The sequence below is a fragment of the Streptomyces aquilus genome (assembly GCF_003955715.1).
Taxonomy (GTDB): Bacteria; Actinomycetota; Actinomycetes; order Streptomycetales; family Streptomycetaceae; genus Streptomyces; species Streptomyces aquilus.
In genome coordinates, this window is sequence record NZ_CP034463.1 from 9,846,508 (window position 1) to 9,870,034 (window position 23,527).

18 protein-coding genes and 1 riboswitch are annotated in these 23,527 nt (G+C 69.9%); of the genes, 10 read left to right on the forward strand and 8 right to left on the reverse strand.

Translation table 11 applies throughout. The features are described from left to right. Positions 1-80: 80 nt before the first annotated feature. Positions 81-935: a YwqG family protein gene (locus EJC51_RS44985; RefSeq protein ID WP_244363224.1), complete on the reverse strand. Its 855-nt coding sequence runs from the start codon at positions 933-935 to the stop codon at positions 81-83. Positions 936-1,550: 615 nt separating this feature from the next. Between EJC51_RS44985 and EJC51_RS44990 the strand changes: the two genes are divergently transcribed. The 3 genes from EJC51_RS44990 to EJC51_RS45000 are packed head-to-tail and all read left to right on the forward strand — an operon-like array spanning position 1,551 to position 4,314. Continuing rightward, positions 1,551-2,543, forward strand: coding sequence for a FecCD family ABC transporter permease (locus tag EJC51_RS44990; protein WP_244363226.1), 993 nt, complete (start codon positions 1,551-1,553; stop codon positions 2,541-2,543). Positions 2,544-2,545: 2 nt separating this feature from the next. Continuing rightward, complete coding sequence (locus EJC51_RS44995; RefSeq protein ID WP_126276403.1) at positions 2,546-3,313, forward strand: ABC transporter ATP-binding protein; 768 nt, start codon at positions 2,546-2,548, stop codon at positions 3,311-3,313. A gap of 8 nt (positions 3,314-3,321) precedes the next feature. Next, complete coding sequence (locus EJC51_RS45000; protein WP_126276404.1) at positions 3,322-4,314, forward strand: ABC transporter substrate-binding protein; 993 nt, start codon at positions 3,322-3,324, stop codon at positions 4,312-4,314. Between the two features lie 143 nt (positions 4,315-4,457). Here the strand turns inward: EJC51_RS45000 and metE are convergent, their stop codons facing one another. After that, on the reverse strand, positions 4,458-6,776 hold the full coding sequence (gene metE, locus EJC51_RS45005) for a 5-methyltetrahydropteroyltriglutamate--homocysteine S-methyltransferase (RefSeq protein ID WP_126276405.1): 2,319 nt from the start codon (positions 6,774-6,776) through the stop codon (positions 4,458-4,460). A 167-nt stretch (positions 6,777-6,943) separates the two neighbouring features. After that, a riboswitch (cobalamin riboswitch) is annotated at positions 6,944-7,176 on the reverse strand. 603 nt (positions 7,177-7,779) lie between these two features. Here metE and EJC51_RS45015 point away from each other — a divergent pair. Both EJC51_RS45015 and EJC51_RS45020 read left to right on the forward strand, forming a co-directional pair. Beyond that, complete coding sequence (locus EJC51_RS45015; protein WP_126276406.1) at positions 7,780-10,707, forward strand: M36 family metallopeptidase; 2,928 nt, start codon at positions 7,780-7,782, stop codon at positions 10,705-10,707. A 344-nt stretch (positions 10,708-11,051) separates the two neighbouring features. After that, positions 11,052-11,426, forward strand: coding sequence for a VOC family protein (locus tag EJC51_RS45020; protein WP_126276407.1), 375 nt, complete (start codon positions 11,052-11,054; stop codon positions 11,424-11,426). A 296-nt stretch (positions 11,427-11,722) separates the two neighbouring features. On the opposite strand, the gene EJC51_RS45025 is transcribed toward EJC51_RS45020, so the two are convergent. Beyond that, on the reverse strand, positions 11,723-12,559 hold the full coding sequence (locus tag EJC51_RS45025) for an MBL fold metallo-hydrolase (protein WP_126276408.1): 837 nt from the start codon (positions 12,557-12,559) through the stop codon (positions 11,723-11,725). A gap of 48 nt (positions 12,560-12,607) precedes the next feature. Between EJC51_RS45025 and EJC51_RS45030 the strand changes: the two genes are divergently transcribed. Both EJC51_RS45030 and EJC51_RS45035 read left to right on the forward strand, forming a co-directional pair. Next, on the forward strand, positions 12,608-13,051 hold the full coding sequence (locus EJC51_RS45030) for a MerR family transcriptional regulator (RefSeq protein WP_126276409.1): 444 nt from the start codon (positions 12,608-12,610) through the stop codon (positions 13,049-13,051). Between the two features lie 480 nt (positions 13,052-13,531). Continuing rightward, positions 13,532-15,067 carry an NCS1 family nucleobase:cation symporter-1 gene (locus EJC51_RS45035; RefSeq protein ID WP_126276410.1) on the forward strand — a complete coding sequence of 512 codons (1,536 nt, stop codon included), beginning with the start codon at positions 13,532-13,534 and terminating at the stop codon, positions 15,065-15,067. A 474-nt stretch (positions 15,068-15,541) separates the two neighbouring features. On the opposite strand, the gene EJC51_RS45045 is transcribed toward EJC51_RS45035, so the two are convergent. Further along, a complete protein-coding gene (locus tag EJC51_RS45045) occupies positions 15,542-16,399 on the reverse strand; it encodes a LysR family transcriptional regulator (protein ID WP_126276411.1) in 858 nt (285 codons plus the stop codon). Positions 16,400-16,469: 70 nt separating this feature from the next. Between EJC51_RS45045 and EJC51_RS45050 the strand changes: the two genes are divergently transcribed. Then, positions 16,470-17,201, forward strand: a complete 732-nt coding sequence (locus EJC51_RS45050; RefSeq protein WP_126276412.1) for an SDR family oxidoreductase — start codon at positions 16,470-16,472, stop codon at positions 17,199-17,201. A gap of 520 nt (positions 17,202-17,721) precedes the next feature. Here the strand turns inward: EJC51_RS45050 and EJC51_RS45055 are convergent. Both EJC51_RS45055 and EJC51_RS45060 read right to left on the reverse strand, forming a co-directional pair. Then, on the reverse strand, positions 17,722-18,948 hold the full coding sequence (locus EJC51_RS45055; RefSeq protein ID WP_126276413.1) for an acyl-CoA dehydrogenase family protein: 1,227 nt from the start codon (positions 18,946-18,948) through the stop codon (positions 17,722-17,724). 151 nt (positions 18,949-19,099) lie between these two features. After that, complete coding sequence (locus EJC51_RS45060; protein ID WP_126276414.1) at positions 19,100-19,885, reverse strand: TetR/AcrR family transcriptional regulator; 786 nt, start codon at positions 19,883-19,885, stop codon at positions 19,100-19,102. Between the two features lie 104 nt (positions 19,886-19,989). Between EJC51_RS45060 and EJC51_RS45065 the strand changes: the two genes are divergently transcribed. Next, the gene (locus EJC51_RS45065; protein ID WP_126276415.1) at positions 19,990-20,901 is read left to right on the forward strand and encodes an NmrA family NAD(P)-binding protein; all 912 of its coding nucleotides are present in this window, start codon (positions 19,990-19,992) and stop codon (positions 20,899-20,901) included. 302 nt (positions 20,902-21,203) lie between these two features. On the opposite strand, the gene EJC51_RS48320 is transcribed toward EJC51_RS45065, so the two are convergent. Then, positions 21,204-21,686: a hypothetical protein gene (locus EJC51_RS48320; RefSeq protein WP_208870790.1), complete on the reverse strand. Its 483-nt coding sequence runs from the start codon at positions 21,684-21,686 to the stop codon at positions 21,204-21,206. Between EJC51_RS48320 and EJC51_RS45080 the strand changes: the two genes are divergently transcribed. Beyond that, positions 21,685-22,182, forward strand: a complete 498-nt coding sequence (locus EJC51_RS45080) for a GNAT family N-acetyltransferase (RefSeq protein WP_126276416.1) — start codon at positions 21,685-21,687, stop codon at positions 22,180-22,182. The genes EJC51_RS48320 and EJC51_RS45080 overlap by 2 nt on opposite strands. Positions 22,183-22,331: 149 nt before the next feature. On the opposite strand, the gene EJC51_RS45085 is transcribed toward EJC51_RS45080, so the two are convergent. Then, the gene (locus tag EJC51_RS45085; protein ID WP_244363228.1) at positions 22,332-23,225 is read right to left on the reverse strand and encodes a hypothetical protein; all 894 of its coding nucleotides are present in this window, start codon (positions 23,223-23,225) and stop codon (positions 22,332-22,334) included. Positions 23,226-23,527 lie beyond the last annotated feature (302 nt).

Here is a 23,527-nt window from a genome sequence, read left to right on the forward strand (position 1 = left end):
CCCAAGGTCGTCTGCTTCAGGGAATGGGCCGAAGAGCCTGCGGTCTCCCCGTCATCCGGCCCGCGGTCAGCTTTGGGGTGCTAGACCTGCACGATGAGCCGTGCCTCGTCGAATCGGTGGGCGGCGAGGTCCTCGGAGCGGATGAGCCAGTAGAGGGCGCCCTCCTCGCCCCAGGTCATCTTCGCGTCGCTGTCGGTGCCGAACTGGGCAAGGAGAACCCAGCGTTCGGCTTCCTGGTCCAGCGGTCGGTCGCCCCACGCCTGCATGCCGCCGAGTGTCGCGTTCGCGAGCTCGTACTCCACCGGGCCCTGGACGGGCACGGCGTGGCCGCCGATCTGGTGGTCGATGCGGGTACGCAGCCGTCCGAAGGCGCGGACGAACGGTTTGAGTTCGGCCGGGGTGTCGCGGGGGTGGGGCCAGTGCCGGGCGTCGCCGAGCAGGGCGCGCCGGGCCTGAGGCAGCCACAGGTCCGGGGCGCTTTGCGCGGTGTCCGCAGTGAGTTCCACGCGCGGGAACGCCTCCAGGACAGGGGGAGTGTCGGTTGGCAAGACCGGGGCGTTCTCCGGGACGTACACCACCTGGGCCCCGGCCCAGCTCTCGGGGTCGTCGACGGACACGAAGGCGTCCTCGTCCACCTGGCCGTCGAAGTAGAAGAAGAGCAGGGATCCGTCCTGGGGGAACTCCTGGGCAAGTCCGTATCGGGGCAGTGCGGCACACCGCACTGAAGCGACGAAGGACAAGGGGCCGTACCCGGGCCACTCGGGCCAGGGGGCCGTGACCGGAAGCTCCGGGGACCCGCCAAGGACAGCCACGATCTGCTCGCCGGCCTCGGCGGGCCGCAGGCGTGCGCACGGGCGCAGGAGCGCTGTCCAGCGCTCAACAAGATCGCCCGGAAGATGCTCGGCGGCAAGCCGGGAGTATCGCTCATCAGTCACGACATCCATCATCTCCGACCCCACCGACACACCTTCAGAACCTGGGACTCTCGCCACAGGGGCACGTAGCCAGATACGTGGTTCCACTGAGCGCGGCGAGCGCGTCGTCGGGCGGATCCAGATCAGCTTCGCACCTCGCGGAGCCACACCCACTTCCGAGTGGTGGCGTGGGGTTGCCGATCGGACTCGGCTCACGCTGATCGTGCTGCGCTTGGCTGCGCGCGGACGTGGTCATGGTGGGGCGGACGGTGACGATCGGAGCAGTTCGGCGTCAGCCATCTGTACTCGCCGCGGCGGGTGCGCCACGTCTGCCGTTGATCTGCCTCTGTTAGGCTCCGGACGCCTCCCGCGGGGGAAGTCCGGTGAGAGTCCGGCGCTGACCCGCAACGGTGTGCGCGGCGACTTGCGGTCGTTCGCGTGAGCCCGATCGCCTGTGGGTGGCGCGACCCGTTGACTGCTCGCCGTGGACTGCGAGAGGGGACCGCGCGGCCAAGGCGTCGTACGGGCTGTCTCCTTGCGTGAGGTTTCTCAGGCGGCCCGAGGCGAAGGACTGCCCCGATCGTGCCCACCTCCAGCCGAATACCCGTGCTGCCCTTGGCTGTTGGGCTCGGGCTGATGCTTGTCGTGTCGCTCGTGTGCGGTGTCGGACTGGGGGCCGCCGGGATCGGCTGGCCGGGCGTGTTCCGGTTCCTGTGGGCCGGGCTGAGCGGTGGGACCGTCCATGCCGGTGACGCGGCCGCCTACACCATCGTCTGGGAGATCCGGCTGCCGCGCGTGGTGCTGGCCGCGATCGTCGGGGCGGGTCTCGCGGCCGTCGGGGTCGCCGTGCAGGCCATGGTCCGCAACGCCCTCGCCGATCCCTTTGTGCTGGGGATCTCCTCGGGCGCGGCGGTCGGCGCCAACGCGGTCATCCTGTTGGGGGCGTTCGCCGGGTTGGGCGTGTGGGCGCTGTCGGTGTCGGCGTTCGCCTCGGCGCTCGCGGCCATGGCCCTCGTGTACGCCGTGGCCCGGTCGCCGCACGGACTCACTCCGCTGCGCCTGATCCTGACCGGGACGGCCCTGGCGTACGGCTTCGAGGCGGTCACCACGGTGATGGTGTTCGGGGCGGCCCGAGGTGAGGCGGCCCGCTCGGCGATGATGTGGCTGCTGGGCAGCTTGGGCGGGGCGACCTGGGCGCAAGTGCCGCTCGCCGCCGTGACCGTGGCCGTCGGGTGGGCGTGGCTGCGATGGCGGGCCGAGACGCTCAACGCGCTCGCCATGGGCGACGAGACCTCCGCCGCGCTCGGTGTGCAACCCGCCCGTCTGCGCCGGGAGTTGTTCCTTGTCACCGCCGCCATGACCGGGACCGTGGTCGCGGTCAGCGGTGCCATCGGCTTCGTCGGGCTGATGGTGCCGCACGTCGTACGCATGCTGGTCGGTGCCGACCACCGGCGCGTGCTCGCGGTGGCCCCCCTCGCCGGCGCCGTCCTGCTGGTGTGGGCGGACGTGCTGTCCCGGCTCCTGCTCGCGCCCGCCGAGCTGCCGGTCGGAGTGATCACCGCGGTGGTCGGAGTCCCCGCCTTCCTGCTGCTCATGCGGCGCGGCGGCTACGCGTTCGGAGGCCGCTGACGATGAGGCTCGACATCGACGACGTCACGGTCGAGGCCGCCGGCATCCGGCTGGTCGAGGACGTGCGACTCGCCGTGGACAGCGGGGCGTTCGTCGGACTCGTCGGCCCGAACGGCAGCGGCAAGTCGACGCTGCTGCGCTGCGTGTACCGGGCGCTGCGCCCGGCCGGAGGAGCCGTACGCCTCGACGGGGACGACCTGCATGCCATGGAACCCCGGGCGGTGGCACGGCAGTTGGCGGCACTGCCGCAGGAGTCGTCCGCCGAGTTCGACTTCACCGTGGCCGAAGTGGTGGCGATGGGACGTCTGCCGCACCGCAACCGCACGGCCGCGGAGGACCGCGCCCTCTGCGCTCAGGCCATGCGACGCACCGGCGTCACGCACCTCGCCGACCGCGGCTTCCTCGCCCTGTCCGGCGGCGAGAAGCAGCGCGTCCTCATCGCCCGCGCACTCGCCCAGCAGCCCAAGGTGCTGGTCCTCGACGAACCCACCAACCACCTCGACATCGCCCACCAGCTGGATGTGCTGTCGCTGGTCCGCGGCAGCGGGCTGACCGTGCTCGCCGCCCTCCACGACCTCAACCTGGCCGCCGCGCACTGCGACGTGCTCCACGTCATCGCCGGCGGCCGGATCGTGGCCTCCGGGACGCCTCACGACGTACTACGACCCGCCCTGCTGGCCGAGGTGTTCGGGGTGCGCGCACATCCGGTGCGGCACCCCGAGACGGGCGCCGTCCAGCTTCTGTTCGACCTGCTTCAGCCCGCCGAGTAAGGACTCCCATGCGCAAGTTGCTCGCCGCCGCCCTCTGCCTCGCAGCCACCGCCACCGGCTGCGGTGCGCATGTCGAGTCGTCCGCCGACCCGAAGACCCCCGCCGTCACCCTCACCAACTGCGGCAAGGAGGTGACGTACGACAAGGTCCCGAAGCGCGTCGTCACCAACGACGTCGGCATCACCGAGCTGATGTTCGCCCTCGGCCTGGAGAACCGCATGGCCGGGTTCGCCATGCCCGACGACAAGGGCGACCTGACCGACGTGCCCTGGAAGGACGGTTACGACAAGGTCAAGTGGCTCTCCAAGGACCAGCTCACCAAGGAGAACGTGCTCGACGCCCGTGCCGACCTCGTCTTCGCCGGCTGGAACTACGGCTTCCGAGACGGCGGCGGCTTCACCCCGGAAGCTCTGAAGAAGCTCGGCATCCCCACGTACATCCTCACCGAGTCCTGCCGCAACGGCCGCACCAAGACCTCCCGCGGCATCATGCCGCCCCTCGACGCCCTGTACGCCGACCTCACCAACCTCGGCACACTCTTCGGCGTCGAGAAGCGTGCGGCCACACTGGTCGCCGACTTCAAGAAGCAGGTCGCCGCCACCGCGGCCCATGCCCCGGCCCACCGGCCCAAGGTCTTCCTCTACGACAGCGGACAGGACCAGCCCTTCACCTCCGGCCGCTACGCCGCCCCCGACGAGATCATCACCAAGGCCGGCGGGAACAACGTCATGCACGACGTCGACGACTCCTGGACCACCGTCGGCTGGGAGTCCGTCGTCGAACGGAACCCGGACGTCATCGTCATCTGCGACTACGGCGACGTCAGCGCCGAGCAGAAGCGGAAGTTCCTGCTGTCGTACGCCCCTCTGCATGACGTCTCCGCGGTCAAACACAAGCGGATCTTCGTCCTTGACTACGTCGACCTGGTCGAAAGTCCCCGCAACCCGTCCGCCATCGCCCGCCTCGGCGCCTACCTGCGGACGGTGGACCGGCACCGGTAGAGAACCGTCAGCGAACCGCGCTGCGGCCCACGACAGTTCCCGCCCGGTCGACGCCGATCACGCCGATCACGTCGACCGCGACGGTCGCCCCGCGCGGGACCGCCGGGGAGGAAGCGGATGCTCCTCCCCGGCGGAATGACGGCTCAGGTCGCGAGGAGTTCCTCACGGACCGTGCGGGCGGCGGCCACCAGATTCTCCAGCGAAGCGCGGGTCTCGGGCCAGCCGCGGGTCTTCAGGCCGCAGTCGGGGTTGACCCACAGCCGTTCGGCGGGGATGGCCTTCAGCCCCGCACGCAGCAGCTCGGCGGCCTCCTGCGCGCTCGGCACCCGAGGGGAATGGATGTCGTACACGCCCGGTCCCGCCTCGCGCGGGTAGCCGTGCGCGGCGAGTTCGCGGGCGACCTGCATGTGCGAGCGTGCGGCCTCCAGGCTGATGACGTCGGCGTCGAGGGCGTCGATGGCCTCGACGATGTCGCCGAACTCGGCGTAGCACATGTGGGTGTGGATCTGGGTGTCCGGGCGCACTCCGCTGGTGCTGAGCCGGAACGCTTCGGTGGCCCATGCCAGGTAGGCCGGACGGTCGGCAACCCGCAGCGGGAGCGTCTCGCGCAGCGCGGGCTCGTCGACCTGGATGACCGAAGTTCCCGCCGCCTCAAGGTCGTTGACCTCGTCGCGCAGGGCGAAGGCGACCTGGCGTGCGGTGTCCCCGAGGGGCTGGTCGTCGCGGACGAAGGACCAGGCGAGCATCGTGACCGGGCCGGTGAGCATGCCCTTGACCGGCTTCGAGGTGAGGGACCGGGCGTACGTCGTCCAGCGCACGGTCATCGGTTCGGGGCGGGAGATGTCGCCGGCCAGGATCGGCGGACGGACGTAACGGGTGCCGTAGGACTGGACCCAGCCGTGCTGCGTGGCGAGGTAGCCGGTGAGCTGTTCGGCGAAGTACTGGACCATGTCGTTGCGTTCGGGCTCGCCGTGCACGAGGACGTCGAGGCCGGCCTTGTCCTGGAAGGAGATCACCTCCTGGATCTCCGTCTTGATGCGCTCCTCGTAGGCGGCGGTGTCGATCCGTCCCGCGCGGAGATCGGCGCGGGCGGTGCGCAGTTCGGTGGTCTGCGGGAAGGAGCCGATGGTGGTGGTCGGCAGCAGGGGCAGGCCGAGGTGGGCCCGCTGGGCGGCGGCCCGTTCGGCGTACGGCTGGCAGCGGCGGGCGTCGGTGTCCGTGACGGCGGCGGCACGGGCTCGGACGGCAGGGTCGTGGGTGATGGGGGAGTTCGCCCGTGCGGCGAGGTCGGCGCGGTTGGCGGCCAGCTCGCCCGTGATCGCGTCGGTGCCGTGGGCGAGGCCCTTCGCGAGCGTGACGACCTCGGCCGTCTTCTGGCGGGCGAAGGCCAGCCAGCGCAGGATCTGAGGCTCGATGTCCCGCTCGGCCGCCGTGTCGAGAGGGACGTGGAGCAGGGAGCACGAGGCGGCCACGTCGACCCGGTCGGCCAGCCCGAGCAGGGTGCCGAGAGTGGCCAGGGACTTGGCCAGGTCGTTGATCCAGATGTTGCGGCCGTTGACGATCCCGGCGACCAGGCGCTTGCCGGGCAGTCCGCCCACCGCCGCGAGGGCATCGAGGTTGGCCGCGGCGGCGTCGGTGAAGTCCAGGGCGAGCCCGTCGACGGGGGCCTTGGCCAAGGCCGGGAGGGCGTCGCCGAGCCGGTCGAAGTAGGAGGCGATCAGTAGCTTGGGCCGGTCGGTGAGGGCGCCGAGGTCGTGGTAGGCGCGGGTGGCGGCGGTCAGTTCGGCCGGGGTGCGGTCCTGGACGAGGGCGGGCTCGTCCAGCTGCACCCACTCCGCGCCGGCCGCGCGCACGTCGGCGAGGACTTCGGCGTACACCGGCAGCAGCCGGTCGAGAAGGGTGAGCGGCTCGAAGTCGGCGGCCACGCCGGGTGCCGGCTTGGCCAGCAGCAGGTAGGTGAGGGGGCCGACCAGGACGGGCCGGGCGGTCAGGCCCAGGGCGAGGGCCTCCGTCAGCTCGGCGACCTGCTTTTTGGAGTCGGCCGTGAAGACGGTGTCAGGACCCAACTCGGGTACCAGGTAGTGGTAGTTGGTGTCGAACCACTTGGTCATCTCCAGCGGCGCCACGTCCTGGGTGCCGCGGGCCATGGCGAAGTAGCCGTCCAGAGCGTCGGCTTCGGCGGCTTCCCGGTGGCGGGCCGGGATCGCGCCGACCATGACGGTGGTGTCCAGGACGTGGTCGTAGTAGGAGAAGTCGCCGGTGGGCACTTCGTTGATGCCGGCGTCGGTGAGCTGCTGCCAGTTCGTACGGCGCAGGTCGGCGGCGGTGGCGTGGAGGGCGTCGGCGGTGATGCGACCCTTCCAGTAGCCCTCGATCGCTTTCTTCAGTGCGCGGCTCTGGCCCTGGCGGGGGTAGCCGTACACGGTGGCCCGTGCTGTCGCGGCTGCGGGCTTGGTGGTCACGGAGATCTCCTTCACGAGATGAATCCCTGAGATCCCGGGACCGGGACGAGAGCGCGAAGGGGTGACGGAACCGGACGGGTGGGAACTCGCGCGGCACAGCGCGGTCCTCCGCCTGATCTGGTCGCCGACCCGCCCTCGAGGTCACCGGGATGTCCGCGCACGAGTGGCTCGCACACGGGCAGTTGGCAGGTCTTCGGACTCGCGGGCACATCTCGTACGAAGTCGTAGTCGTAGGAGACACCTACTGGCCGTCGCTTCCCAAACCCTCCTCGGGCCCAGTGCGTGTTGACGGCGGTCGTTCCCGCTCACCGCTGCGGGGCAGTCCCGGATTCCCACCGGGTTCCCTCTTGCGACGCATCCCGCCTGGCGGACGGGGCGAACCAGCTGCGCCAGCCACCTTACGGGGTCATCGTGCGAGAAGAGAGCGGGACGCTCGATATCGGGAAGCCCTGGGCACCGAGTCCTTGCCGGCGCCCGGCTGTCTGCGGGGCGTGGTGAAGCGGGCGCTGGCGGGAACTGAGCCGCAACCGTGGTGGATGCCCCGGCGCCTGCTGACCGTGGTGTCAGCCGATGTCGACGCCACTGCCGGTGTCGGGGCGATCTGGATCCTGTGGCGTCCGAAGTCATCGCGGCTGCGTGGGCACATCGCGCTTCTCGGGCGGGACGTGTGTCACGTTCTCTTCGGTGTCCGCCGGATCGAGGTCCCCAAGCAGCGCAGACTCATCGCCGTTTGGAAGTCTCCTCGTGTCAGCCGCGGAGTCCGTCCGTTGATCGTGGTCCTGGGTCACGAGGGCGCCGAACTCTCCCGGATGGGACCCCAGGACGGTCTGGACACTCACACGTGGGCCCGCCAACTGGAGCACCACCACTGCGACCTGTGCACCGTCCGTAAAATTTGAACTGTGAGGCTTTCTCGGGGGGTAGGTGTGATGAAAGGGTCTGGAGTGATCAACTCGGCTGTCCGGTACAGCCGTTGGACTCCTCCCCCCCCACGAGGCGTGACATGGCGAGAGCCTCCCTGCGCAGAACGCGCACCACCATATTCACGGCGACGGCCGGCCTTGCGCTGACCGCCGCCATCCTCCCCGGTACCGCGCACGCGGCCTCGGACGACCCGACACCTTCTGCCGACACCGGCATCCCGGCGGCCCAGACGCCGCCCATCCCCTCCCAGCAGGCCCTCATCCGCCGCGACGCCCGGCTCGCCAAGGCCGAACAGCGCCCTGGTGTACGGAAGTTGCGCGACCAGCTCGGCACCCAGGGCGTGCTGGAGCTGGACCCGGCCACCGGCACCGCACGCCAGGTGGCCAAGCTGGACGGGTACCTCACGCCACCCAGTGACGACAGCCCCCGCGACATCGTCCGGGACTATCTGCAAGCCCATCCAGACGTCTTCGGCCTGGCCGACGTCCAGGTCAACGACCTGACGCTGCGCAAGCAGTACACCGATGTCGCCGGCACACGCCACCTGTCGTTCCTTCAGTCGGTCGACGGCGTGCCGGTCTTCGGCAACGGCGTCAAGGCGAACGTCTCCCGCGACGGACGTCTGATCAGCGTGCTCGGCGCCCCGGTGCCAAGGTTGCCGTCGACGCTGGCCCGGGCCCGGGTCACGCCAACGCAGGCCCGGGACACCGCCGTCCGCGACATCACGGGTGCCGGGGCCGACGGAAGCACGCCCACCGACACCGCCAAGCAGGTCGTCTATCCGGTGTCCGGCCACACCGCCCGCCGCGCCTGGCAGACGGTCACCTCACCGGACGGCCACGGCATGTGGCTGCACGTCGTCGACGCCGTAAGCGGGCGCGTCCTGTACCGGCAGAACCTGTCCTCCGACCTGACCGCCTCCCCGGCCGGGACGTCCGCTGCCGGGCAGCCTCTGTACGACGCCGCGGCCGCGCCCGCGTCCAGCGGCAAGGTGCTGGTCTGGGACCGCTACCCGGGCGCTCCCGCGGGCGGCAAGCAGGCCCTCCGGAACCTGACCGCCAAGGGCTGGCTCCCCAAGAACGCCAAGACCCTCGACGGCCGTATCGCGCACGCCTTCAGTGACGTCAACGACAACAACAAGGTGGACAAGGGAGAGGAGATCACGCCGGCGGCGGGCGGGAGCTTCGCCTTCCCGTTCAAGCCCTTCACCGGCAACGGGTGCGACGATCCGCTGCCCTGCTCCTGGAACCAGCAGAAGCCGAACTCCTGGAAGACCAACCGCAAGCAGAACGCCGCGCAGGTCTACTACTACCTCGGCACCTTCCACGACCACCTGGCAGCCGCCCCGATCGGCTTCACCCGCAAGGCCGGCAACTTCGACGGACGCGACGGTGACGCCGTACAGGCGCAGACCGACGACGGCGCGGCGGTCGACAACGGGCTGCCCGACGAGAACCACCTGAACAACGCGAACATGGGCACCCCGCCGGACGGCCAGCCGCCGACGATGCAGATGTACCTGACCGGCTCCGGCCCCGGCTACGACGTCCTGCAGGGCAACTGGGGCGACGACGCGGCCACCGTCTACCACGAGTACACCCACGGCCTGTCCAACCGCCTCGTCGTCGACGCCGATGGCGTCTCGGCCCTCACCGGCCAGCAGGGCGGCGCCATGGGCGAGGCATGGAGCGACTGGTACGCGCTGGACTTCCTCGTCAACCAGAAGCTGCTGAAGGACAGTCCGCGCAAGGACGGCGACGTGGCCCTCGACCCGCCGCACTGGACGGACGAACTTCCCTCGCGCAGCCAGCCGTTGGACTGCCCCGTGGGGTCGAAGTCGGCCAAGTGCCCAGGCACAAAGGCGTCCGGCCCCGGCGGCTACACCTACGGTGACTACGGAAAGATCCGGGACAACGGTCCCGAGGTACATGCCGACGGCGAGATCTGGAGCGAGACCCTCTGGGACCTGCGCACCAAACTCGGCAGCAAGCTCACCGAATCGCTGCTGACCCGGGCGATGGAACTGTCCCCCGCCGCCCCGACCTTCCTCGACCAGCGCAACGCCATCCTCCAGGCCGACACCGTGGTCAACCACGGCCGGGCCCACAAGACCATCTGGAAGGTCTTCGCGCACCGGGGGATGGGCTACTTCGCCGCGGCGCTGTCCGCCGACGACACCCAGCCCGATGAGGACTTCTCTCTGCCGCCCGGCCCGGGAACCAAGCGGGTCACGCTCTCCGGCAAGGTCTCCGACGACTCGACCGGCACCCCGGTGAGCGGGGTCACGGTCAGCGTGAGTGGCCACAGCTCCGGCTTCCCCGGCGCCGACTTCTCCGCCGTGACCAAGGCGGACGGCACCTACACCATCACGGGCGTCCCCGAGGGCACGTACCGGAAGGTGTACGCAAGCGGCAACGGCTACGAGCCGACGGTCCGCACCATCGACGTCAAGGCCGGTTCCGCCGACGCCGACTGGCAGTTGCGCCGCGACTGGGCGTCCTCCTCCGGCGGCGCCGCGATCGCCGACTTCACCGGCACCGACAACACCCAGTACGGGTGCGGACCGGACGGCCTGATCGACATGGCGTCCGCGGTGTGGGGCTCGGACGCCACGGGCGGCACCAACGGCACCGGGGTCGACCCGGTCCACAACACGGTGAAGCTGCCGAAAGCCGTCGACATCGGTGAGCTCCTCGTCGACCCGACGGCGGGCTGCGGCGACGACACCACCGCGTCCCTCGGCGACTACCGGATCGACACCTCTCCCGACGGCACCACCTGGACCACCGCGGCCGAGGGCCACTTCAAGCCCGCCGACACCGGTCGGCAGAACGCCGTGACCCTCAAGGACGGCAGCGGGCAGAACGTCCAGTACGTCCGCCTGATCATGCTCGGCAACCAGGCCGCCGACAACGGTGTGGACTGCGCGAAGGATTCCAGTCCCTCGGGCTGCCGTTACCTCGACGCGACCGAACTCACCGTCCACGGCACACCGCACCAAGGCTGACGCGCCGCAGCCAGGAGCCGGGGGCGGCCTTCCATCGACGGAAGGCCGCCCTCCGTGCGCGCCGTTGCCCTGGTCCTGAAGGATCCACAACTGAGGCGAGCCGAGAAACGCGTGGGGCCTGTCCGGCTGTGCGGACAGGCCCCAGTTGGAGCGCCGGGCAGGCCTTGCACCTGCATTTCCCCACAGGAAGTGGGGCGTCTTTCCTTGGACCACCAACGCGTGAACAACCACCCGGAGTTGCGGCGGCCAGCTCATGATCCATACTACCGCACCCGGCGAGTAGCGGTGACCGCGCGAGGGCGTGGCACCGGCCTGCTCGATGCCGGCACTGTCACCATGGCCGCATGGAACGTGTACTTGGAATCGGCGGTTACTTCAGGCGCGCCACCGACCCGGCGGCCCTGAGCGCGTGGTACCGCGACTGTCTGGGCCTGGACACCGACGAGCACGGGCTGTGGCATCCGGAAGCCGGGCCGACGGTGTTCGCGGCGTTCGACTCCGACACCGACTACTTCGGATCCCGCACCCAGCAGTCCATGCTCAACTTCCGCGTCCGCGACCTGGATGCGATGCTCGCGCAGTTGCGCGCCAAGGGAGCGGATGTGGCCGAGGAGACTCAGGACATGGACGGCGTCGGACGGTTCGGCTGGGTCACCGATCCCGAAGGCCACCGGATCGAACTGTGGCAGCCCGCCGCCGAGCAGGGGCCGGGGGAGTAGCGGATTCTGGATCGGGATGTGTGCTGGCCATGATGCCCGAGCGGAGGGCAACCTCCCCTGGACATATGGATGTTGAAGCGGGCGACCGAATGACTACGGCACACGGAGAGATACCTTCCCGACGCGTCGGCCTCGCCGTGCGGCCGTGCTCGTCGAGGCGGCACTCGCCAACGCCAGCCGCTCGGGAGGGAGCGATGCAGCCGCTCCCTCCGCATCAGCCTCCGGCCCCACCGGCACCCCCTGCGCCCGCTCCGCCCCTGCCCCGACATCGTCCTCACACCGAAGTCCGGCTGACCTCAGACGGAAGCAGGGTCGAGGCCGGAGCCCCTGTCGGCGCCCTGGTAGCGGGCGAACTCCCATGGGTCGTGGGCGCAGAAGGTCTCGACCTCGTCGCCGTGCTCGCGGAGCAGTTCACGCAGTCGGGCCTGGGTGCCCAGGCGCAGATCGCGATGAACCTCGGCGCCGGTCTGGACGAGGTCCATCAACGGATGCGGTTCCTTCGCGTCCTCGACTTCGCGGTGGTAGTAGTAGGCGTCGCCGCAGTGAAAGAGCCATCGGTCGCCGGTGTGCACGGCGACCGCGGTATGGCCCGCGGTGTGACCGCCCAGGGGGACCAGTTTGAACTGCGGTGGCAGTCCTTTCGGTTGTACGGCGGTGAAGCCGAACCACTCTTCACCAGGCCCGGGTTCATAGGTGACCCAGCGGGGTTCGTGGGCCCAGTGAGCCGGGCGGTAGCGGAAACTGGGCGACTCCGCGTGCGCCGCGTGGAGTTCGGCGGCGAGCACATGGACCTGGGCGTCGGGGAAGTCCGGAAGGCCGCCGCAGTGGTCGACATCCAGGTGGGTCACGAGGATGTGGCGGACCTCGGACGGCGCGTACCCGAGCCGGGCGACCTGCCGTACGGCTGTCTCCTCCTCGGCGAGCGCGGGCTGCGCCATCGCGACCCATTCGGCGCCGAGCGTGCCGATCGGGTCGCGGACGTCGGCAAGGCCGAGCCCGGTCTCGACCAGGGCCAGGCCGTCGGTGTCGGTCTCGATCAGCAGACAGTGGTTGACGGCGGGTGCGGGCAGCGGGCCGTCGTAGGTGGCCTCGATGGTGCGGACCGATCCGCAGTTCAGGTGATGGATCCTCATGGCGACTAGGCTGCGACTTGAACCGCGGTTCAAGTCAAGGAGGCTTTGATGGACGCGTCGCTGCTGGACATCGCCGAGGTCGCACAGCGGAGCCGACTCGCGCCGTCGGCGCTGCGCTTCTACGAGAAGAAGGGCCTGATCGCTCCCGCCGGCCGCAACGGGCTGCGCCGCACCTACCACCCGGACGTCCTCGAACGCCTGGCGCTCATCACCTGCGCACGCAGCGCCGGATTCTCCGTCGCCGAACTCGGCCGCTTCCTCCAGGCACGGCCGTCCGACACGGACTTGCGGACAGGGATGACCGCCAAGGCCGACGCCCTCGACGAGCAGATCGGCCGGCTCACCCGGCTCCGGGACAGCCTGCGGCACGCGGCCGTATGCGAGCACGAACCGCTCGTCGACTGCCCCGACTTCAAGCGAGCCGTGGGCAATGTGGCCTCGACGAGCGGTGCCCTGCCAACAACGGGCCGGTCACATCGCTCCTGTCAATGATTCCCAAGGCGGCCTGTCGAGCCGCGAGAGGACTGGGCGGGATGAGCTCGCGCTGGGGCGATCACCGCACGCTCGGACGGCTGAAGTTCGCAGCGTCGGTCACGGGAGCCCTGCTCCTTGCCTACGGTCCGCCGTCACCCATCCGGGGCCTCCGGGTCCTGTAACCAGGTCGGGATCTGCGTGCATGGCCCGGTGACCATCAGTCCGGGACGCTCGCGCTGCTCGGTCCGCTCCGAGCAAGTTGATCCACTCCCATCGGTAGTACCGCGTGCCGCACGGCGCCGCGTCGGGCGTGCCGGCGGACCACGCTTCAGGTCCTGCGCGGCGGGGCGGGCAAGGCCGGAACTGGAAAGTATTTTCCGTTGACGAGTCCGTTACGTGCCGGGCATCCAGGTGCAATACACAGGCCGTTGTCTGACGCCTCAACCATCCGGTGCGATGCCGGAGGCAGATGTCGCAGCCAGCACCAAGGAGCACCACATGACGGCGACGGACAGCGCGGACGCGGACAGAACTGTCACCCCGCCGGGGTATTCCCCCCGTCTCTACAACGAGGATCTCGCCCCGGCCACCGAGCGCAAGTGGGGCGCCTTCAGCATCTTCAACGTCTGGACCTCGGACGTCCACAGTCTGTACGGCTACTTCCTGGCCGCCAGTCTGTTCCTCGTCGCGGGCAACACCCTCAAGTTCCTCATCGGTATCGGCGTGGGCTCGCTGGTCATCTACTGGCTGATGACCCTCATGGGCAGGGCAGGCGTCAAGACCGGCGTCCCCTATCCCGTCCTCGCCCGCGCGTCGTTCGGCACCTTCGGCGCCAACGTCCCGGCGCTCGCCCGGGCCGTGGTCGCCACCTTCTGGTACGGCGCCCAGACCAGCGCGGCGGCCGGCGCCATCGTCGCCTTCCTGGTCCGCTACGACGGCCCCAGGCATCTGCACGAGACCACTCATCTCTTCGACCACAGCGGCCTCGAGGTTTTGTGCTACCTCGGCGTCTGGGCCGCCCAGCTGCTCATCATCAGCAAGGGCATGGAGACGGTACGCCGCTTCCAGGACTTCGCCGGACCCGCGGTCTGGCTGATGATGCTGGTGCTGGCGATCGCGCTGTCCGTGAAGGCAGGCGCGCTGTCCTTCTCGGTCGACATGCCGGCCAAGGACCTGGGCGCGCTCGCCAAGAGCGCCACCGGACTCGACGTCAGCCCTGGCTCGTTCGCAGCGATCGCCGCGATAGCCGCCACCTGGGTCACCTACTTCGCGGCCCTGTTCCTCAACTTCGGTGACTTCGCCCGCTTCACCCCCGACGTGAAGACCCTGAAGAAGGGCAACGTCTGGGGCCTGCCCGTCAACCTGATCCTCTTCTCCCTCGTCGCGGCGATCACCACCGCCGCCGCCAGCAAGGTGTACGGGCAGGTGATCCTCGAACCGGCCGAGATATCCGCCAAGTTCGACAGCGCGGCCCTTGTCCTGCTCGCCGCCCTGACCTTCGCCGTCGCCACCCTCGGCATCAATGTCGTCGCCAACTTCGTCAGCCCCGCCTTCGACTTCGCCAACGTGGCACCGAAGTACGTGACCTTCCGACGCGGCGGCCTCATCGCCGCCGTCATCGCGCTGCTGCTCTACCCGCTGCACCCCTGGGACAACGCCCCCAGCTTCGTCAACGCCATCGGCTCGACGATGGGCCCGCTCTTCGGCGTGCTCGTCGTCGACTACTACCTCATCAGGAAGACCCAGCTGAACGTGCCCGCGCTCTACCAGGAGGACGGGGAGTTCCGCTTCCAGGGCGGCTGGAACATCCGGGCGCTCGTGGCCGCCGCGGTGGGCTCGGTCTTCTCCAGCATCCTGCCCGTCTACGGCCCGTCCGGATACGGCGACAACCTGGGCCCGTACTCCTGGTTCATCGGCGTCGCCGTCGCCGGAGTGATCTACCTCGCCCTCAGCAGGGGCAGAAGCCCGCTCACCGCCCCAGCCGCCGACGCTCCGGCCGTGCACGGGCAGGCGGGCGCCGCCACGGGATCGTAGACAACACGGACGGAACACATCATGCGGCGAGGAGCGACCGGTGCGACACACTGGCCGCGCCTCGCCGCCCGCCACGTCCGCCGCATGTTTTGCGGGACCTTCATGAAGAGCTCCTCGATGCGCGCCAGGCCGTGATCGCAGAAGCCGTGGTTGCTGAGTTCGACGTCCCCCTGTCGGCAGGAGCGACATCCCCGCCGCAGCGCGCAAGCTCGGGCCGCACTGCGCGTGGCCGGGCGTCATCGTGGTGGAGTCCGGGCAGGGGGCCGACGTCGGCACTTCGCCCGCCGGCGTTCTCGTCCACCTCGGTGCGGGGCCCGGCCAGTGGCTTGACTCCGTTGGTCGACCGGGTAATTGGTCCGCCGTCCGGTGCCCGTCATGCTGCCTCTGAGGTGTGACCTCGAAGGTGGCCGTGAGGGCGTCCGGGAGGGTTGGCACGCCTGCGAGCACAGGGAGGGCCGCCTCTTTCACCCCGCACTACCCGTCGTGGCCCGTCGTCTTGCCCGCGACGGCGGCGGCCGCGCGGACGAAGGCGGCCAGGGCTGGGGAGGTGGCGTGCTCGGGCCAGGCTAGGACGAGTGTGGTGGGCTCGGCATCGTCGACTGGGACGGCGACCAGGTCGTCGCGGAGCTGGCCGCGGATGGAGGCGGGCAGGACGGCGACCATGCGGCCAAGGGCGATGAGGTGGAGAAGCTGCCCGAGGTCGTCGACCTCGAGGCCGGGTGGGTCGCCCTCAGGTGCGCCCGGCCAGCGCGGCAGGGACTCCCCGGCGAAGTCGTTGAGGCGAACCCGGGTACGGTCCGCGAGGCGGTGCGAACTCGGTATCACGAGGAGTTGAGTCTCGGTCAGGAGGTCCTGGGTGTCGAGGCCGGTGGGGTCATGGTGGGGGCGGTGAAGCAGGGCGGCGTCGGCACGCCCCTCCCGCAGCAGGACCTCGCGCTTGCCGAAGCTGCACACCAACTCGACCGGCAGCGCGCCCGGTTCGGCCTGGTAGGCGTCGAGGATCTCGGGCAGCAGGCCGCCGTCGCCACCCGGCTTCATGGCCAGGACCAGACGCGGGTCGGCGCGGCCGGCCCGCCGGGTGCGGCGCGCCGCGGTCGAGGCTGCTTCGAGCACCGTACGGCTTTCGCGGAGCAGGACGGCTCCCGCCTCGGTCAGTGCGACCCGGCGGTGGCTGCGTTCCAACAGGACTACGCCCAGCCGTCGTTCGAGCTGCCGGATGGCGCGGGAGAGCGGCGGTTGGGCCATCCCCAGCCGGGCGGCCGCCCGGCCGAAGTGCAGTTCCTCGGCGACGGCGGTGAAGTACGCGAGCTCGCGGATCTCCAGCCTTTCCATACCCGCACGGTATCGCTGCGTACCTGATCGGTGTTGGAACCCCTCCTCACCCCCGTGGTGGGCTGAATCCATGACAGAAACCACGACTGCCCTGGTCACAGGCGCCAACAAGGGCATCGGGCGCGAGGTCGCAGCCCAGCTCGCATCGCTCGGTACGACCGTCCTCCTGGCCTCGCGCGACCCGCACCGCGGTGCGGCAGCCGCAGCCACCCTGGGTCCGCGAGTGCACCCGGTCACCCTGGACGTCACCGACCGGGTCGGCGTCCTCGCCGCCGCCCGCTGGATCGAGGAGCGCTTTGGCCGGCTGGACATCCTGGTCAACAATGCGGGCATCTCCGGCGACCTCGCCGCCCAGAGTCCCACCAGCGTCGAACTGCCCACTGTGCGTGACGTGTTCGAGACCAACGTGTTCGGCGTGATCAGCGTGACCACCGCGATGCTGCCGCTGCTCGCACGCTCCTCCGCCGCCCGGATCGTCAATGTCAGTAGCGGCCTGGGCTCGATCGCCCGGATGACCGATCCCGAGGACTACTTCACCACTCGGCCCGCGTGGGCCGCGTACGTCCCGTCCAAGACCGCACTCAACTCGCTGACCGTGCAGTACGCCAAGGAACTGCGCAGCCGCAACATCCTGGTCAACGTCGCCGATCCGGGACCGTGTGCGACCGACCTCACCACCGCGTTCCCGGGCCTCACCCGCACGGCGGCCGACGGCGCGGCCGTAGTCGTCCGGCTTGCCACGCTGCCCGATGACGGGCCGACCGGTGGCTTCTTCGACGAGCACGGCCCGGTTCCCTGGTGAGCGGCTCGCCAGGGAACCGAGGGAGGGGGTGGGGGGCGGTCCGGCAGGCAGCCTTGGCCGGGTACGCGGTCCAGGTGCGGACCGGCGAGTCGGAGGCGAAGCTGGTCTTCAGTCCGGCGTGGACGTTACGCCAGCGCAGGCCAGCCAGGGCTTGATCACCGCAACTCGTAGCTCGCGCACACCGTAGATCGGAACTTCACAGGGCGTCACGATGGGCTGGACTCAAGATCAATCGTCGACCTGGACCGGTGAGGTCCCTCCGCCACCCGCGCCGCGAGCCACTCGCGGGGATGTCGGCCTGCGATGAATCCGCGGTAGGGGACGCGGTCTCGCGGCGCGATCGGCGCCGTCGGCGTGGACGGCGCGGCCGTCGATCAGCAGCACCGCGGTTTCGACGGGGCCACCGCGTCGACACGGGGTACTTGGCCTGTCACGCGTCTTGTGGTGCGTCGGCCCAGGATCAACTGCGATGACGTGTCGGCACGAGGGCACGGGGGAGCGCGGACTTTGTCCCTGACCGTCAGGCCGGCAGGACGAACGGTGGGTGGGCATCGTTGAGGAAGTAGTCTCCGGCTTCGCGGAACTGGTGGGCGATGGGCCGGGGCAAGGTGTGGGCCCGAGCGTTGCGCCAGAAGCGGTCGAGGCCCAGCCGTGCGGAGGCGGAGCGGGAGCCGACAACGTCGAGGGCGCGGCTGGTGGATTCCTGCGCGGCCCTGGAAGCGGCGGCCTCGGCCATCGTCACGTGGACCGAGATGTCGGCGTATTCGTCGTAGGTGAGGTCTTCGGCGCGGGCCAGCCCGGTGTGTACCGCTGCCAGGGCCTGTTCGGTGAGGGCTGCGGCGGAGCGGGTGAGGATCGTGAGTTCCCCGTAGGTGGTCAGTACGTGCGGATCCTGGGGAGAGCCGTCCGGCCAGGACGAGCGCCAGGACGACTGGCCGGCCCTGCTGAACTCGCGCGCTTCGGCGAGTGCGCCTTCGGCGAGGCCGAGAAGGAGTTGGACGGAGAGGAGACGCCCGACCGGCGAGGCCAGAGAGGCCGACGGCGACAGCACGTCGTCGTCTGCGGCCAGCGAGCCGAGCACGTCTTGGGCGGCGACGGGCACGGCGTCGAATTCCACGTCGCCTCCAGCCGCGAGTCGCTGACCGAAGGCTTCCGCGCTGTCGATCCGCACCCCGTGATGCGTGGGATCGACCACGACGGCGACCGGTTCGCGGTTCCCGGCCCGCTCGGCCCGCACCGCGAGGCGATCGGCGATCAGGACTCCGGTGGCGTAGCTCTGCCGGCCCTCCAGTGCATAGCCCCTCCCTTTCCTGGTCAGGATCAGCGGAACATCCTGCGCGGCGAGACTTCCTCCCCAACACCACTGTTCCGCCGCTGACAGCCGTTCCATCGTGGCGGCGAGGCCGGGTTCGGTGAAGAACCGGGCACTCCATGACAGGAAGTAGTGGGAGCCCAGCAGTTGGGCGATCGCGGCGTCGGTGGCCGCGATCATCCGGACGACTGCGTACGCGGTGGGCCAGTCCGCGCCGCCTCCGCCGAGTTCGGCTGGTATGAGCAGGTTCAGCAGCCCCGATTCACGGAGTCTGGAGACCTCCTCGAAGGGGGGCTTGCCCGCATGCTCCCTGGCCGGGGCGTCTGTGGCGAGGTCGTCCGCCAACTCATGGGCCACGTGCAACCAGTGAGCGGGGCCGGGCCCTGTCCGGGGGGATGCCGTGGCGGGTTGGGACGGCTTGGTGGCAACGCCCATGTCGGTGGTCTCCTCAAGATCGTTGGTGTGGCGAGGTGTCTCCACGCGCCGGGAGGCCCGGGCCTTTCCCTATTAATCCGATAGGAATTATAGGGAAAGTGCAAGAACGGTTGAGGCGGCGAAACTGGTCCCTCGCAGTCAGGACGTCGTCCTACTCGACGTCTCCGGTTGCTGCGACTCGTCCTCCATCAGGCACGCCGGCCGTGCCGAGGCGGCGTCGATGCGCTCGCTGGCGGCAGGTCGCTCCGCAGTACCGCGCCGGGCGGCCGGTGGGCCGGGCCTCGATGCGGGTCCCGCATTCCTCGCACCGCGGCGCTGTGTGCAGCGTGCGAGGAGTGTCACGAAAGCCCCGCCCTTGCGTGACGGGCGCGGGTGTCCGCAGGCTCTCCAGCGCGAGCCGCACCATGCGGGTGCCGCCGTTCTGGTCGCGGTGGGCGGCCCGCATCGTCGCGCACCCGACGGTGAGGGCCGAGACATCGTCCGTGGTCACATCGGTGCGGACGCCGCCGGCGTGCTGGGCCGCGCGGAGCAGGTGGTCAAGGGCCTGACGGAACCGTCGCGCCGATGCGGCAAGGCTCGGCCGCGGCCAGCTCGTGTGCGCGGTCAGGGCGTCGCAGGTGTGTTTGCGGCCGTGGGATGTCTCGATGACGTCCAGGAGGAAGCCGAAGAACGCCGTGGCAGGGTCGGCGCGGGCCGCCCACTGTTGCGCGGTCTCCACCAGGTCGTCGACCTGCTGGGCGAGTACGGCCTCCAGCAGGATCTCCTTGCTGGGGAAGTGCCGGTACACCGTGCCGGCGCCGACCCCTGCCTGCCGTGCGATCGCGCCGAGCGAGATGTCCAGGCCGTGCTCGTCGAACGCCTGCGATGCGGCGGCGAGCACCTTGCGGCGGTTACGGCGGGCATCGGCCCGGCCGGCATCCTGGGGAGCTGCCGTCATGTCACGTAATCCCTTGTCCGCGTCAGCCAACCGGGTGGAGCATTCCACATCGACCCGGGCCCCACCACACCGCATCCATCGACCATCCCGGGGCGGAGGACGACATGACCACAGACCGCTTGGTCGTCGTGACCGGTGCGACCGGCAGGCAGGGCGGCGCCACCGCACGCCGGCTCCTGGCTGCCGGCAGGCCGGTGCGTGCGCTCGTGCGGGACACGACCGCCCCCGCCGCCAAGGCACTTGAGGCCGCGGGAGCGCAGCTGGTGCGCGGCGACCTCGACGACCCGTCGAGTCTTCCCACCGCGCTGGAGGGAGCAGCGGCGCTGTTCGCCGTGCCGCCCGTGGCGCTCGGGTCGGCCGGCCTCGACACGGAGCGGGAGTTCGCCCGTGGCCGGGCGCTGACCGATGCCGCGGCCGTGGTGGGAGTCGAGCAGGTCGTGTTCACGGGGGTCGCGTCCACGCCGGGCCGTCCGGGCGGCTCCGAGGTGAAGAAGCGCGTCGAGGACTATCTGCGTGAGCGGATCCGGTCGGTGACCGTGCTACGCCCGGTGCGCTTCATGTCGAACTATCTCGGTTCGACGGCCATCGGCCTCGACGGCATCACCGACGGCGTGCACCGGCACATCTTTCCGCCGGACGAGCCTGCCCAGATCATCGCGGTGGAGGACATCGCCGAGTTTGCGGCGCTGGCCTTCGACCAGCCAGACCGGTACGCGGGACGGAGTCTGGAACTGGCCGGGGACGCACCTACCCCGGCCGAGGCGGTCGCCGCGATCAGCGAGGCCACCGGCGTCGCAATTCGGTACGAGCAGATCACCCCCGCCGAGGCCACCGCACTCAACCCCGAGATCGCCCAGGCGCGGGAACGCTGGGCAGCAGGATCACGCTGGCACGCCGACATCGAAGCGCTGCGCGTCATCCATCCCCAACTGCGTACGCTCGCGGACTGGCTCGCAGAATCCGGCACCGCCCTGCTGCGCAAGCGACTCCTCGAAACCGCGTCTCCGGGACTGTGAAGTCCCGCGCGGGACCGCGTACTTGTGAGGGTGAGCCGGTTCCGTGGACGCCGTGCCGGTCGATCAGGCCGAGTTCCTCGTCCGTCAGCGGCGGCAACTCCAATGCCTGGAGGTTGTGGTTCAGTTGCCGGAGGCCCATGCACGGCCAGGTGGCCGGTGGCAGCGGCGACGATGGCACGATCAGCTGCTTCGGGCTGATCGCTGTTGGTCGAGATGTCTGACGTCCCAACCCCCTTGCTCGGGGGCCTCGGCACGCGCACATCCAGGGAGCGACCGGGACTTGCAGCGGAGCTCCGGTCCCGTCACACCCCTCGGCGTTTCCTCAGCTCAGCGAGCCATGCCCGCACCTGTACGTCGTCGTGCAGGTAGCCGCCGCTCTCGCCCATGGGGAGATCTATTCCATAGAGGCAGTTCAGCGCCCACCAGGAAAGGTCGTCCCAGACGATTCCGTCCTCCAGCACCCACCTGGCCGCCCATCGGTCAGCTTCGTCCCTGGGCAGCCGACCCGTGACAAGGCCAACGAAGCGATCTTCGATCTCGTCAAGAGTTGGCTGGCCGCTGGCATCCATGCCCTGACCGTACAGGCACGGCGATTCTTGCCTGATACGGCACTCGTGCCGTGACCGGACAGGTTCGCCGAGGTCGCGTGGTCTGCGGGTATGGGAGGAACCACCGCTTCCCGGTTGCGACTGGTCGCGGGGCTGAACGACCTCGTTTGCGTGGTGATAGTCAACTTGGTAATCAACTTGCTGCTCGCCCCGTCGGGCGGGCAGGGTCTGGATCATGCTTGAACTACGCACCTTGGAAGCAGACGACTGGCCCCTCTGGCGGGAGTTGCGACTGGCCGCGCTCGCTGAGGCGCCCTACGCGTTCGGATCGACGCTGGCCCAGTGGCAGGGCTCCGGCGACCGAGAGGAACGCTGGCGTGCCCGTCTGTCGATTCCCGGCGCGCACGATCTCATCGCGCTCCTCGACGGCCTCCCGGTGGGCATGGCCAGCGGAGTGCCGGGCGAGGGAACGGAGAACGTTGAGTTGATCTCGATGTGGGTGGGTCCCACGGCTCGAGGCAAGGGCGTGGGTGACTCCCTGATCCAGGCGGTCGAGCGGTGGGCGGCGGAACGCGGTGCCACGACGCTGCGGTTGTCCGTCATGCCGGACAACCGCGAGGCGACCGCGCTGTACGAGCGGCACGGTTTCACGGACACGGGTGAGCTCGGCGATCTCCTGCCCGATGGTGTGGGCAGGGAGCGAGTCATGGCGAAGAGCATGGCGGCTGGCTGATCTCCGCGTCCGGGCACGGCGGGATCCCCCCTACGTGCTCAAGCCGGGGCGGCGAGGGGACATCCGCCGTCCCCGCGGATGCCTTTCGCGCTGCGGATGCGGGTCCCGACACTTGGGACCGGCCGCCGGGATCACCCACACCCCTCTGCCTAGCGGCCGAGGGCCTGTCGCACGGACAGGTTGTGATACTTCCGCAGCCGGTACAGCTCCCAGCACGACAACACCGTCACCGACACTGGAGCGCCGAGCAGGAACACGATGCGGGCAAGGACGGGAACCTCGGCGTTCGCGTTGTTCATCACGTCGAGGGTGGCCATCACCCACGCCAGCACGATGGCGAGGACCGGCGGCAGCACCTCGTGGATGTCGGCGGTGCGAAATACGTGGTTGAGGCAGAGCGCGATCCCGTACAGGGCGAATCCCACCGACCATGTGCAGAGGACGATGAGGATGACCATGCCGGGAATCCCGATGGCATCACGGAAGCCAGTCGTCGCCGGGTCGGGCGCGACGGCGAGAGGGAACGTTGCCATGGACCCCATCAGAGCCGCCACCGCCCCGAAGGGCTTCAGGGACCGCCGCAGATAGAGCCGGCGCAGCGCGCCTTGCGCGGCGAACGCGAACAGGGCGATCACGAACGGGAAAGCGCACGCGAGGAAGAGTGTGCTGGTCCAGCTCTGGTCGAACTTGTCGCTGGCGGCGGCGTCGGCACCCTTGGCGGTGTCGACCGGCTTGTACGACATGACCAGCACGAGCCAGGCGGCAGCGCCGAGCCCGGTCCGCCACATCTGGATCTTGCGCACCGTCAGGTCCTCTACGGCGTCCGGGCGCGAGGGGCGGAAGGCCCACTGGGCGGCGTAGAACGGGTTGTAGACGCACTTGAGGATCCGCTGCCCGCGCGTGAGCGGCGGCCGGGGCGGTTGCGGGAACGGATGCTGCGGACCGCCGCCGTACGGTTGTGGCGGGTACGGACCCCAGCCCTGCGGATGTCCCGGAGCCCCCTGCGGCGGCACGGGGGCGGGCTGCGGCGGGTAGGGCCCCACGCCGGGACCTCCGGGGTGTGGGTGGGGTCCGCCTCCGGGGTGAGGCTGAGGGCCGGGGCCCGGGCCCGGCTGTCCACCGGGGCCGTATCCGAGACCGCCTGCCGGACCCCACTGACCATTGCCGTGCGTACTCATCGCCTGCGCCCCGATGTTTTCGTCTGTGCCGTGCGCGGCGTGACTCGAACCATCCGCTCGGCGTGCGGCGTGATCCTACCCATGCCCGGTGGGCCGTACAGATGGTGGCATTCGCCCTGGCCACGAACGTGTTCGACGCCCCCCGGACCGCCATGGGGCGCAGGGTC

What these genes read in the sequence shown, in the direction of transcription:
- EJC51_RS44990 (WP_244363226.1), top strand. Translation starts at nt 1,551, where the DNA reads ATGCTTGTCGTGTCGCTCGTGTGCGGTGTCGGACTGGGGGCCGCCGGG.
- EJC51_RS44995 (WP_126276403.1), top strand. Translation starts at nt 2,546, where the DNA reads ATGAGGCTCGACATCGACGACGTCACGGTCGAGGCCGCCGGCATCCGG.
- EJC51_RS45000 (WP_126276404.1), top strand. Translation starts at nt 3,322, where the DNA reads ATGCGCAAGTTGCTCGCCGCCGCCCTCTGCCTCGCAGCCACCGCCACC.
- EJC51_RS45015 (WP_126276406.1), top strand. Translation starts at nt 7,780, where the DNA reads ATGGCGAGAGCCTCCCTGCGCAGAACGCGCACCACCATATTCACGGCG.
- EJC51_RS45020 (WP_126276407.1), top strand. Translation starts at nt 11,052, where the DNA reads ATGGAACGTGTACTTGGAATCGGCGGTTACTTCAGGCGCGCCACCGAC.
- EJC51_RS45025 (WP_126276408.1), bottom strand. Translation starts at nt 12,559, where the DNA reads ATGAGGATCCATCACCTGAACTGCGGATCGGTCCGCACCATCGAGGCC.
- EJC51_RS45030 (WP_126276409.1), top strand. Translation starts at nt 12,608, where the DNA reads ATGGACGCGTCGCTGCTGGACATCGCCGAGGTCGCACAGCGGAGCCGA.
- EJC51_RS45035 (WP_126276410.1), top strand. Translation starts at nt 13,532, where the DNA reads ATGACGGCGACGGACAGCGCGGACGCGGACAGAACTGTCACCCCGCCG.
- EJC51_RS45045 (WP_126276411.1), bottom strand. Translation starts at nt 16,399, where the DNA reads ATGGAAAGGCTGGAGATCCGCGAGCTCGCGTACTTCACCGCCGTCGCC.
- EJC51_RS45050 (WP_126276412.1), top strand. Translation starts at nt 16,470, where the DNA reads ATGACAGAAACCACGACTGCCCTGGTCACAGGCGCCAACAAGGGCATC.
- EJC51_RS45055 (WP_126276413.1), bottom strand. Translation starts at nt 18,948, where the DNA reads ATGGGCGTTGCCACCAAGCCGTCCCAACCCGCCACGGCATCCCCCCGG.
- EJC51_RS45060 (WP_126276414.1), bottom strand. Translation starts at nt 19,885, where the DNA reads ATGACGGCAGCTCCCCAGGATGCCGGCCGGGCCGATGCCCGCCGTAAC.
- EJC51_RS45065 (WP_126276415.1), top strand. Translation starts at nt 19,990, where the DNA reads ATGACCACAGACCGCTTGGTCGTCGTGACCGGTGCGACCGGCAGGCAG.
- EJC51_RS45080 (WP_126276416.1), top strand. Translation starts at nt 21,685, where the DNA reads ATGCTTGAACTACGCACCTTGGAAGCAGACGACTGGCCCCTCTGGCGG.
- EJC51_RS48320 (WP_208870790.1), bottom strand. Translation starts at nt 21,686, where the DNA reads ATGATCCAGACCCTGCCCGCCCGACGGGGCGAGCAGCAAGTTGATTAC.